The sequence below is a fragment of the Petrimonas mucosa genome, assembly GCF_900095795.1.
Classification (GTDB): domain Bacteria; phylum Bacteroidota; class Bacteroidia; order Bacteroidales; family Dysgonomonadaceae; genus Petrimonas; species Petrimonas mucosa.
Genome location: NZ_LT608328.1, coordinates 203090 through 215053, shown reverse-complemented (window position 1 = coordinate 215053; position 11964 = coordinate 203090). Strand labels below are relative to the sequence as shown.

10 protein-coding genes are annotated in these 11964 nt (G+C 44.5%); 5 read left to right on the top strand and 5 right to left on the bottom strand.

Going from position 1 to position 11964, the window contains the following annotated elements; translation table 11 throughout:
* Positions 1 to 390 precede the first annotated feature (390 nt).
* A complete protein-coding gene (locus tag ING2E5A_RS15810) occupies positions 391 to 522 on the top strand; it encodes a hypothetical protein (RefSeq protein WP_262502190.1) in 132 nt (43 codons plus the stop codon).
* A 116-nt stretch (positions 523 to 638) separates the two neighbouring features.
* Here the strand turns inward: ING2E5A_RS15810 and ING2E5A_RS00890 are convergent, their stop codons facing one another.
* Positions 639 to 1886 carry an IS4 family transposase gene (locus tag ING2E5A_RS00890; protein ID WP_071135783.1) on the bottom strand — a complete coding sequence of 416 codons (1248 nt, stop codon included), beginning with the start codon at positions 1884 to 1886 and terminating at the stop codon, positions 639 to 641.
* Positions 1887 to 2119: 233 nt separating this feature from the next.
* Here ING2E5A_RS00890 and ING2E5A_RS00885 point away from each other — a divergent pair, with 233 nt between their 5' ends.
* Positions 2120 to 3532: a DUF6298 domain-containing protein gene (locus ING2E5A_RS00885; protein ID WP_071135782.1), complete on the top strand. Its 1413-nt coding sequence runs from the start codon at positions 2120 to 2122 to the stop codon at positions 3530 to 3532.
* A gap of 391 nt (positions 3533 to 3923) precedes the next feature.
* Positions 3924 to 5114, top strand: coding sequence for a serine hydrolase domain-containing protein (locus ING2E5A_RS00880; RefSeq protein ID WP_231960404.1), 1191 nt, complete (start codon positions 3924 to 3926; stop codon positions 5112 to 5114).
* A gap of 75 nt (positions 5115 to 5189) precedes the next feature.
* Here ING2E5A_RS00880 and ING2E5A_RS00875 read toward each other — a convergent pair whose 3' ends face one another.
* Positions 5190 to 6101: an IS982 family transposase gene (locus ING2E5A_RS00875; protein ID WP_005842164.1), complete on the bottom strand. Its 912-nt coding sequence runs from the start codon at positions 6099 to 6101 to the stop codon at positions 5190 to 5192.
* Positions 6102 to 6274: 173 nt separating this feature from the next.
* On the opposite strand from ING2E5A_RS00875, the gene ING2E5A_RS00870 reads away from it, so the two are divergent.
* Together ING2E5A_RS00870 and ING2E5A_RS00865 are read left to right on the top strand one after the other, a co-directional pair.
* Positions 6275 to 7240 carry a cellulase family glycosylhydrolase gene (locus ING2E5A_RS00870; protein ID WP_161941915.1) on the top strand — a complete coding sequence of 322 codons (966 nt, stop codon included), beginning with the start codon at positions 6275 to 6277 and terminating at the stop codon, positions 7238 to 7240.
* Positions 7241 to 7338: 98 nt separating this feature from the next.
* A complete protein-coding gene (locus tag ING2E5A_RS00865; protein WP_071135779.1) occupies positions 7339 to 8712 on the top strand; it encodes a dipeptidase in 1374 nt (457 codons plus the stop codon).
* Here the strand turns inward: ING2E5A_RS00865 and ING2E5A_RS00860 are convergent.
* Genes ING2E5A_RS00860 through ING2E5A_RS00850 form a run of 3 tightly spaced genes read right to left on the bottom strand, consistent with a single transcriptional unit; the run spans position 8666 to position 11866 of the window.
* The gene (locus ING2E5A_RS00860; protein ID WP_071135778.1) at positions 8666 to 9868 is read right to left on the bottom strand and encodes a hypothetical protein; all 1203 of its coding nucleotides are present in this window, start codon (positions 9866 to 9868) and stop codon (positions 8666 to 8668) included. The two genes, ING2E5A_RS00865 and ING2E5A_RS00860, sit on opposite strands and share 47 nt — an antisense overlap.
* 7 nt (positions 9869 to 9875) lie before the next feature.
* On the bottom strand, positions 9876 to 10955 hold the full coding sequence (gene buk, locus ING2E5A_RS00855) for a butyrate kinase (RefSeq protein ID WP_071135777.1): 1080 nt from the start codon (positions 10953 to 10955) through the stop codon (positions 9876 to 9878).
* An 11-nt stretch (positions 10956 to 10966) separates the two neighbouring features.
* Positions 10967 to 11866, bottom strand: a complete 900-nt coding sequence (locus ING2E5A_RS00850) for a bifunctional enoyl-CoA hydratase/phosphate acetyltransferase (RefSeq protein WP_071135776.1) — start codon at positions 11864 to 11866, stop codon at positions 10967 to 10969.
* Positions 11867 to 11964: the final 98 nt, after the last annotated feature.

The following is an 11964-nucleotide window of genomic DNA, read 5'->3' as shown; positions in this document are numbered from 1 at the left end:
ATCGTAACAGGCAATAGGGTTCTCATCTCTTTCTGGTTTATACATTAACATTATGCCGCAAAGGTAATTAAAAAGTGAGCCCGATACCGCCGGATGCGATTTTTTTTGTAGTTTTACAGCCGAACCCTGATGATAAATTAATTATGCAGGAGGTTAAACAGTGTGAGGCTGTGATTCAGATGATCGAGAGGTGAATTTCCAAAAACCATTTCAGTTTTTATTTGGATATTTTGAATAAACTTGCTGCTTGACTCTACAGACGACTATTTCTCTGTAAGAATAATGACATTTGGGGAAACTGACACAGATAGCGATTGAGATACTGGCGTAAATCAGAAGTGTACGTATTTTATAAAGAAGATACAGATATTATTAATTACAGCATTTCAGGTGAAACTAAAAAAAGCTATTGCGGTTGATACAAAAAAAGAGTATAAGGAGATCATGCTGGGCAGGAAAAAGTCAGGGAGTTATACTTTTGAAGCTCCATATGTTTCTGATTGGGCAATTGTTGTAGAATAAAAGATCTCTTTTCTAATCAAAGAATCAGTTTTTAAATTAATGCAAAATCAAAAGTTAATCATTGCCGTCCGATAAAAACTGATTTTAATTTTGCTTGACTTCCAACCGTCATATTATCAGACATGTTTTTTTAGTTTTCTATTATTCTCAAAAGTAAGCGCCCCCCTGAAAAGGGTGAGCATCCCTAAATTCTTGTCATCCCGTTGCCAGTCTCGTTCCGGATTTTCTAAAAATCTCATCAAATGCAAGTAATTGAACAGGTGTATCCTGCAAAATGATACCAGGTTCGAGAATGCCCAGCGCCGTTTCAACCGCTTTTGAACAACCGTGAGCAAGAGGTTCACGATCAAGGCGCAATATATCTGTGTTTTTATCGCGTTCTCGTTGTCCCCGAGGAAGTACTTCAAGGGGAAGTTACCTTTTAACTGCCTGAACAGCAATTCAATTTGCCATCTAATCTTGTAAAGGGCGGCTATCATGTCGGGACGAAGGTCGAACAGGTTGGTGAGGAACTCGAACTTGCGTTTCAACACCCTGTCGTAGAACACCACCTTGCGCAACATCAGCTTGCCCTGCCCATTGTCCTCCTTGACGGTCACCTCTATGATGGTGTCCTCCAGCACGCCGCTATGAATGCATTCTTCAACGTGAAGCTCTTGTTCCACCTTGTAAACGGCGTCGTCCTTGATGCGGGTGACGAAGCCGGCCCCCTTCTTACCGAACAGCTTGAAGGCCTTGTAGTCGTTGTATCCCTTGTCGAAGACGTAAATGGTGTTGTCGTCGGGGCTGAGTTTCTTCAACAGCGCGTGGTCGTGCGTGGCGGCGGACGTGAACCATACCATCTTGGGAACGGGCTCGTCCACATTGATGACGGTGTGCACCTTGATCCCCCCTTTGCGTTTACCGTTAGAGGGTGTTCTGCCGACGCACTTCAGGATGTCCTGAAACAAGCTGATGACCGTGCTGTCGAAGATCTCGACCTGCTTGTTCAACACGGCCTTGAACCGGGTGTCCGAGATCACGTGTTGATACTCGCGGAGCAAATCGTGATACACGCCCGAGAAGAAATCAACACTCCGGCGCTTGTTGGCGTCCGACAATGTGCTCCTGTAGGGTATGTGGCCGAGTTGGAAATGCCTGGTCTTGCCTGAAAGACCGAGCATTGCGCCCGCCACCTCTCGCAGGGAGGAGCATTTGGCGAAAACACAAAATAACATGCTTATGAGGTGATCCTTGGCCATGAAACGTTTCACGTAATGATCAGCCTTGTGGCGTTTGCTGTTTCGAGCGATGATTCCTGAATCTATCATAGATATGAGCTGTCCGAAAACCGATTGTCCGAAAAAATAAGTACTTTTGTTCATTGTAGTCTTGTTTTGTGCTAAATACAAAGCTACAATTATTAGTACGATGGGCAAACTCAGATTTGCCCTCGTACTTCTTCAGAAAAAAGTTTTATCGGACAACAGTGAAAGTTAATATGCTTTTTTTACAATTATCGTTGAAGTATCTCAAATTTTCGCATTTGTGAAAAGTGGTGTTTAAAAAGTGGGCTAAATATTAATGGTTTTTTTCGAATTGACTAAAAAAATTGACTATGAAAGTAAATAAAACAGTATTATTTTTAATAATTTCAATATTCTTTGTTGGAACTGTTGAAGGACAGAGTTTAATCCTTTTCAAAAGCAGAAGACCTATTCAGCCATGGAGTAAAAATCCGTCATTCTGGGAATATAAAGGAGAACCTTTAATACTTTTGGGTGGAAGTAACGACGATAACCTGTTTCAATGGCCGGAAGAGATATTGATTCCACATCTTGATTCAATGAAACTGGTCGGTGCCAATTATGTTCGTAATACCCTGAGTGACCGCAAGGATATGGGGTTTGAGCTATATCCATTTAAGCAGTTGGAATCAGGGCGATATGATTTGAATGAATGGAATGATGAATATTGGAAACGCTTTGAAACTTTTCTTAAAGAAACAGCAAAAAGAGATATTATAGTGCAAATTGAATTGTGGGATAGATTTGATTATAGTCAGAAAAACTGGCCTCCTCATCCATATAATCCTGATAATAATATCAATTACAGTAAAGAGGAGTCAGGTTTTAGTGATAACTATCCAGATCACGCAGGATCAAATAAACAGCCTTTTTTCTTCACATCACCTTTGCAGAGGGATAATGAAAGTGTATTTAATTTCCAAAAAAAGTTTATAGATAAGGTTTTGTCGTATACTCTTAAACACAGACATGTGCTGTATTGTATTGATAATGAGACTTCGGGAGACGAAAATTGGTCCTCTTTCTGGGCTGATTATATTCAGTCGGTGGCAGATAAAAAAAACAAGAAGATCTGTGTTACAGAGATGTGGGATAACTGGGACATGCGTACCGATATTCATAGACGAACATTTGATCATCCGGAGAAATATCAATTTTGTGAAGTTTCACAAAATACTCATCAGAAGGGTGAAGCAGTATGGACAAATTTCCAATGGGTTAGGAATTATATTAGGGAAAAGCCACGACCAATAAATATTGTAAAGACCTATGGTGCAGATACCGGGAGATATGGAAACTCGAAAGATGCTGTACATCGGTGGTGGATGCATTTAATTGGTGGAGCAGCATCTACACGCTTTCACCGTCCGAATTCGGGACTTGGTTTAAATGAACTTGCAGTAACTTCAATTAGTGCTGCGCGTAAAATTGAATCAGTAGTGAAGTTTTATGTAATGGAGGCCGACAATAGTCTTTTACTGGACAGGGCTGAGCATGAGGCTTACCTTGCTTGTAAACCAGGAGAAGCATATGTTATCTTTTTCCCAAATGGAGGAGATGTAAGGTTGAATGTGGATTTAGGGAACTCTGATTTTGAGATACGGTGGATGGATATAAGCACAGGGGAGTGGCAAACTGAGCCTCAGCTTTTCAATCTGGGTAATTCAACACGCATAACTACACCTGATAAGAAGGCCTGGGTGGCGGTATTAAAGCGTGCTTAACTGGAGGTTTTTTTAAGCTGTTGGAGAAAACATGTACACTCAACTTATTTTAAGGTGAGTTATTGTAATTAAAAACAGGAAGAAAAATTTTATTGACAGATAAAAAGTATGGTATCCGCTTCAGGATGTAATTTTTTTTGTAGTTTTACGCCCAACCCCTGAAACTAAATTAATTATGCAGGAGGTTAAACAGTGTGAGGCTACGATTCGGATAATCGGGAGGTGAATTTCCAAAAACCATTTCAGAGACAGATACAGACCTAAATCTTCCGACACATGCTCGAATATTACCTATACATTCATACTATCCCTAACGATGAAAGTGCTGATCGCAATATTTATTTTACTGGTGAGTGTCACATTTAAAAAGTGTGATAATAAGACATTTATATTGAATGAAACCAAAACCTATTTTCCTTTGCCTGATTCGCTGAGGGGGTGGAGAACCTTGACCGGTCCTGAGGAGATTAAAAAAGTTGCGGGTATAGACCCGTTTAAATTAAATAGCGCTTTCGACTTTGTACGTACTACTACTGATAACGGCGGGTTGTTGGTGGTCAAAAACGGATACCTGGTCTATGAGAAATATTTTGGTAAGGGACAACGCGAAGCCACACCCAATTTGGGTTCTTGTGGAAAATCATTTACCAGTATTGCTGTAGGAATATTAATGGATGAGCGACCTGATCTTTTTCCAAAAGGCCTGAATCAAAAAATTTTCACTCCCGATTATCTTCCATTCAATGCATTTCCCTTACCCGACAGCCGGATGGCTGATATACAGCTGGGGCAGCTCTTAAGCTTTACTGCAGGCATCAGAGGGAATAATCCGGTATTTGTAAACGGTATAGCCCGAGAAATTGATCCTGTCGGCCCCGATGGATGGTATGCCCTGGTAGATACTTATGCCCTGGGAATTGAAACGGGAAGAATGGGTAAAGTCCCATTCAGCACCCAATCTCTCTGGTGCAATCCCGGAGAGGGGTATTCCTATGCCACCGCATCCATTCATATTGCATCCATCATGCTTCGGCATATTACAGGCAACGAGCTGGAAGATTATATTGATACACACCTGGCAACACCATTGGGCTGGGGACGATGGGGTTTCGGATATAAATATGCCAGACAGGTTGCACACACTCCGGGAGGGGGCGGTATTGCTTTGAGAAGTACAGATATGTTACGCTTTTGTTATCTCTTGTTAAACGAAGGGAATTGGAAGGGAGAACAGATTGTGCCAAAAGAATATGTCCGAAAAGCGACCAAGGCTTCTCCCTATAACCCACACTTCACTTACAGCCTACAGTTCAACATTAATAGCAACGGTTCAATTCCTGAGTTGCCCAGGGATGCCTACTGGAAAACTGGATCTGGCGGCCACTGTTTCTATGTAGTTCCTTCGCTGGAGTTAATTGTCTGGAAGATGGGGGGCAGAGATGGTCAGTATGGCAGTAACGATACCGGTCTTTCCGAACCCGAAATGTTATTCGAGCCACTTCAATCTCTCCCCTCTGACGACAACAATAGGGGTGATGTCTACATTAAAACATTGGAACTGATTATTAAGAGCTGTATATGAACTGAATTTTATTCCTAATTTTGGCCATATGCGTAAGGAGATAGTATTTTACAAACGTGAGTTCGGGATAACATATTATCCCCAAATGGTTAATTGACTTGACTTTTCCACTTCAAATTTGATTGAAGGCTTTTTGGGAAAGAAACAATATGCCACCAATGCAGCAATTATGTTCATGATGAAATTATGTGTGGAACGATGCCTTGAATGTTCTATCTGGCAGATATTCTTCAGTTCATCATTGATGGACTCAATTACAGATCTTTTGCGTAAGAGAATCTTGTCGCGGAATGACATCAGGGAATTTTTCATATTTGAGCGTATACCGGTCACTAAATGAACTCCCTGGTCAAACAGCATCTCGAAGAGCTTTGTGCTGATGTAACCCTTGTCTGCATATAGTTTACCGAAAAGATCTTTGGTAAGAACATTGATTACGTCAGGGTTTCTATCGTCGACATTGCCTTTTGTGAGAGAGAAATTCAGCAATTCACCCTTTTCATTACAGACCAGATGAAGCTTGAATCCAAAAAACCAGCCCATCGTACTTTTCCCTCTTTGTGCCAAATCCCTGAATACTTTATTCGAGTGGATACGCTTGTTATGACATACTTTGATTGGAGTGCTATCCACATATGTAATGCCTGTGCATTCACCAAATCCAAAGAGTTTGAGCAACAGCATGAAAGGTACAATCACCCTGGGTTGCAACTCGACAAAACGGTTGTAGGAAACGGCATTTGGAAAATAGCTCTTCATGTGCTTGCAAATATAAAACAGGTAATAATTCTTGAAATTATGAAAGGTTCCACAGTGGAAGCAGACCATCACGGCAATAATCTCGCTCTGGGACATTTGCGTTTTCCTGTTTCTCCTTTTCGTTATGTCACCTGCTTGAAGTTGGTGATTCCGGATTTCATTCTCATATTCTGCACAAAAATCGTCGGCAATACAAAATATTTCAATAACTTTGTCTGTTGTGATCATAGGGTTGATGTTTGTTATTTGTTTGATTAACAGCTATAAATATACAAATAATCTCCCTATATCACAACTTTTTTTATGATTTTCTTATCCCGAACTCACGTTACAAGCTTATTTTTTATATCGTGATGCTTTACATGTGCTCTGGCTGTACCGTCATGAAAAACGGAAAACAGATGAGAGGAATCTTTATTCGGGGAGATAAGTGGTATTATGATGGGGTTGTGATCAACAGGGGAGCTGCTGCTGAAGGATTGTTAATGAATGTGCGAATGGTCAATGCGGTTTTTGAAGATCGCAGCCGGCAAGCATTGGAAATGGAGGAGAAGTTTGATCCGGAGACCAATGCCGATGCATTTATTTCCCTGATTCCTGAATATGTTGCTTATGGCGTAAATGCGTTTACCATCTCACTCCAAGGAGGGGACCCGGGTTACGAAGGAGCCATCAATTCCGCCTTTAACGCAGATGGTACACTGCGGAAAAATTATCTTGAGAGAGTTGAAAGAATAATAAGGGCCTGCGAGAGACAAGATGTTGTAGTCAATCTCTCCTGTTTTTATCAACGGCAATACTCTCATTTTTCAGCTCTCTCAGGCAAAGAGAGCATCAAAAATGCCATAAAGAATACGGTGAAATGGATTGCCGAAAAAAGGTTCTCCAATGTTATTCTCGAAATATCTAACGAATACCAACATGGTGGATACAAAAACTGGCCTGATGGTGATTGGCTGATGAGTGAAAAAGGACAGTTGGAATTGATCAGGCTTGCAAAACAGTACAACCCCGGACTGCTAGTCAGCACCAGCGGTTTGGGTAATGGAGAGCTCCACGGTTCATTGATAGAAGCGGCTGACTTTATACTGATCCATTTCAACATCACCCCCATCGACAACTATCCATCTAAAATTGGTAAATTGAAAAAATACGGCAAACCCGTTGTTTGCAACGAAGATGACAAAAAAGGCGCATCAGGTGCCAGGGCTTTGAAACAAGCTGTTATCAATGGGTGCGGATGGGGGTATATGAACTACACGACAAATCAATCTTTCCCTTTTGTCTTTAAAGGTAGTAGCGACGATATTAAGGTTTACAGGATGTTTAGCAAGGCAACTACCCCTGGCAACCAATTCACCGAATAAATGAGTGGATTAGTCTTTTTAATTCATGTATCCGGGAAGAAAATCCGGCAATTTTCCTTAAGTTTGTGACAAATATGCTAACAATAAACAGAATCGATATGAAAGAAATCGACAAGTATGTAAAAATCCACGAAAAGCGTTTCCTTGACGAGCTGTTTGAACTGATCCGAATTCCATCCATTTCATCACTGCCGGAGCACAAAGCGGACATGTACCGCGCCGCCGAAAAATGGAAAGAAATCCTGCTCGCTGCCGGTGCCGATAAGGCGGAGGTATATGAAACCGATGGAAATCCGGTGACATATGGCGAGAAGATAATCGACCCCAAGGCACCCACCGTAATGGTTTACGCTCATATGGACGTTATGCCGGTTGATCCGGTCGGCTTATGGAAAACCGACCCCTTTGAACCGGTGGTGAAAGAGGGGAAGATCTGGGCGCGTGGCGCCGATGACGATAAAGGCCAGGGATTTATGCACGCCAAAGCGTTTGAATACCTCGTGAAGTCGGGGAAACTGAATTGTAATGTGAAATTCCTGATTGAGGGAGAAGAAGAGGTTGGGTCGCCCAGTTTGCCCAAGTTTTGCAAAAAACACAAAAAAATGCTGCAGGCCGATGTTATTCTGGTCTCAGATACCTCAATGATAGCCCCGGATGTTCCTTCCATTACCACCGGGTTGCGCGGGTTGGCATACTGGCAGGTGGAAGTTACCGGCCCGGACAAAGATCTGCATTCGGGACTTTTTGGTGGTGCCGTGGCCAACCCGATCAACGTGCTGGCCAAAATGATTGCCCAGACCACCGACGATGATGGGCGGATACTGATTCCCGGCTTTTACGACGATGTGGTGGAGGTCTCCCGCAAGGAGCGGACGATGATGGCAAAGGCCCCCTTCTCATTGGATGAGTACAAGAGATCGCTCGGCGTGAAGGAGGTTGCAGGCGAGAAGGGATACAGCACCAATGAACGTACCGGCATACGGCCCACGTTTGATGTTTGCGGCATATGGGGAGGTTATACGGGCGAAGGTGCAAAGACGGTTCTCCCTTCAAAAGCATACGCCAAGATCAGTACCCGGCTGGTGCCCAACCAGGACCACAACAAAATAGCCCAACTGTTTGTGAAATTCTTTGAAAGCATTGCTCCGAAATCGGTAAAGGTGAAAGTGGAATACCTGCACGGAGGGCCGTCGTATGTCTGCCCGATTGATTTGCCGGCATACAAGGCCGCCGAAAAAGCCTACACGGAGGTATACGGAAAAACTCCGGTTCCCGTCCGTTCGGGAGGAAGTATTCCGATTATCGCCACTTTTGAAGAAATTCTCGGTGTTAAGTCGGTCCTGATGGGCTTTGGGTTAGGATCTGATGCCATTCATTCGCCCAATGAGAATTACCCGTTGGAACAGTTTTACAACGGCATTCGTACTATTCCGCTGTTTTACCGGTATTTTGCGGAAGAGATGGGGAGGTAGCAAATACATAAGCCAGATATTGTGTTTGTTCGGAAACCGGTGTTAAAGATAAAAATCCCGAAACAATTCTCCCGTTTTCAATGATGAGGGGAAAATCCGTCGACATTCTCTGTTGGAAAGTTAATGCTTCGCCTGTTTTTTTAAAAAAATCGACCGTGAATTTTCCGGTAGATCCGGTTTTTACAAAACGGTTGTAGAAAATGTGGGCGACAATCCCCATATTCATTCGAAGGTTAATCTCGACACAAGGTTGGACCCGATAACCCGTATCGGTTTTGCAAACCATCATGTCCACTCCCAAATAGCCGGAATAGGTTGGAAATTGGCGGGAAAGTTTTTCGGCAAGCGATTTCCGGAGTTGCCGCAGTAGCTCCGGGCCGGTGTATTCACTCAACCTCTCTTCCATATCGGTTTGTGGCATCAGGAAGTTGCCCCTGTAGGCTCCCGAAGAGGTGGATTGGAACAGGGAGTACCCGATAAATTCAGCTTTATTGTCGGCAAGGTTGAATTCCATGGCAAAATCCTCGATCTTGATCAGAACAGGCTCCGCAACAAGGCCTCCCTGTTCGTGGATTACCCGCCGGCACCAATCGGTTTGTTTGTCGGTTATTTTCCCTTTGACCCAGCTCAATCCCTTACCGCTACCTGAATTGGGCATTTTCAATACGTGATCTCCGTGTCGCGAATGTAAAAAATGCAACAGATCGTCAACAGCGGAGAAAAAATAGGATTCTCCGCAAAACCCGTTATTCTCTGCCTTGAGTTCGTTCAGGATATGTATGGCGTTCTGCCTGCCTGAGTCGCTGCGAAGCTGTGCCAACGCCTCCATGGTGGGGAGCTTCTCTTTGGATACTCCGGCATCCAGCAGTTTCTTTCTCAATGCCGGGTTCCATCCCCACGGGATAATCTCTTCTTCCGGGAAGAGGGGTATGTCGAAGAGTGAAACGAGTCTATTCCGGAGGATGAATTTTTCTTGCAGCCAGGAGAGGTAAGGCCCGTCTTGAACCGTTGAGGCAATCACCTTTGCCCCGGCAGGGGCATACCATACCGGCAACAGTGCCAGATCCGCGGCAATCTTCACTGCTGAAGCCGGAGGAGTGTAGTTGGCGCTGAAGTTGGCCAGTGCCAGGTCATTCTCGGGGTTGAAGAGATACATAGCCCCGTTACACGTACTCTTTGGGTTCTATCTCTCCATTGAGGATCAAGGCTCCGTTTTCAGCCAGGGCCTTCATCTCATCCTCGCCCGGATATACATATACCGGTGCAATCTTATGGATCCGCTCGATGATCAGGTTGCAGAACCACTTGCTGTTGGCCATTCCGCCGGTGAGCAGGATCGCATCCACATCCCCCTTCAGGACGGTAGAGAAGGCTCCGATCTCCTTGGCTATCTGATAGGCCATCGCCTCCATCACTTCGTAACACCTCTTGTCGCCTGCCTGGGCCGCCTTTTCCACTTCGTAGGCATCGTTCAATCCGGTATAGGCGTATAGTCCCCCTTTACCTACCACCATCGATTTCATCTCCTCGTAGGTGTATTTACCGCTAAAAGCCATCTTGAGCAGTTCGCCCACAGGCAATGTTCCTGACCGTTCGGGTGAGATGGGGCCGTCGCCGTCAAGCGCCTGGTTTACGTCGATGACCCGGCCCTTGTGGTGTACCCCCACCGATATTCCGCCGCCCAGGTGGGCCACGATAAGATCCATGTCCTCATATCTGCGCATCAGGGATTTGGCATGGGCACGTGCGATCGCTTTCTGATTGAGCGCATGGAAAAGGGATACTCTTTCGAAAAGGGGATGTCCGGAATACCGGGCAATGGGTTCCAGTTCGTCAACAACCACGGGATCGGCAATAAATGCCTCTGCCGACGGGAGTTGCCTGGCAATGTCGTCGGCAATGAGTGCCCCCAGGTTGCTGGCGTGTTCTCCTCTTTTTGCCTCGATAAGGTCTCTCTTCATGGTTTCGTTTACCCTGTAAACGCCCGACGCGATGGGTTTCACTATTCCTCCGCGTCCGACGACGATCCGGATAAGATCCAACCTGATTTCGGCGTTCTTTAATTCATTGTAGATGATATTCTTGCGAAATTCATACTGATCGCTTATTCTTTTAAACTGGCTTAATTCCTCGACTGAGTGGCGGATAGTCTTTAAAAAAACTACATCTCCGTTTTTATAAACGGCAATTTTTGTTGATGTTGAACCTGGATTGATTACCAGGATTCGTGGAGTAGTGTCCATAGTTTTAATGTTTAATCCATTGCTGCTGCCAGCGAGATCGACAGCATCTTGCTGATTTCGGAATCGGAGCGTGATGTGAGGACGATGGGAACCGCAGCCCCCATGATTACGGCAGCACAGACGGCTCCACCCAAGAAGTTCAATGCCTTGTAGAAAATATTTCCGGCTTCGATGTCGGGCACGAGAATAATGTCGCTATCTCCGGCAACCTCACTGACGATGCCTTTGTGTGCGGCAGCCTCTTTGTCGACGGCAATATCGATGGCGAAGGGCCCGTCCACGATGCATCCCTGCAATTGTTTTTTGATGTTCATCTCTTTTAGCAGAGCAGCATGAACGGTGGCTTCCATTTTAGGGTTAACAATTTCCACGGCTGCGACAACAGCTACTTTCGGTTCAGTTATCCCGAGTTTGTGACACGCCTCTACGGCATTGTTGAGAATGTGTACTTTGGTGTCGAAATCGGGAGCGATGTTCATGGCTGCATCCGTTACACATAAGAGTTTGTGGTAGTAGGGAGATTCAAAGAAGGCTACATGACTGAGCAGGGCTGCTTTGCGCAGACCATTCGCCTTGTCGAGTACCGCCCTAAGCAGATCGCCCGTAGGAATAAGCCCCTTCATCAGAATATCGGCATCACCTCTCTTGACGAGAGATAGCGCGATCTTTGCCGATTCGACGGCACCGTCGGGATTGTGGATGATCTCAACCCGACTCAGGTCAAGGGCAGCATGTTTCGCGGTTTTTTCAATTGCGGTTTTGTCGCCCACCAGCACAGGGCTGATAACTCCTTGTTGCATGGCTGCAACGAGTGACTTTAACACCATCTCGTCCTCTGCTGCCGCTACTGCAACTCTTCGTGTGGGCTTCTGTTTGGCTTTTTCAATAAGTTCAGTTAATCTGAGAATCATATAAAGTATGGTTAAGGAGTCTGCTTGCAAAATAACAAAAAAAAAAGTAGAAAAATTTCTGAATTGTGAATTTTGTTGGAATTATGTCAGCAAACCAT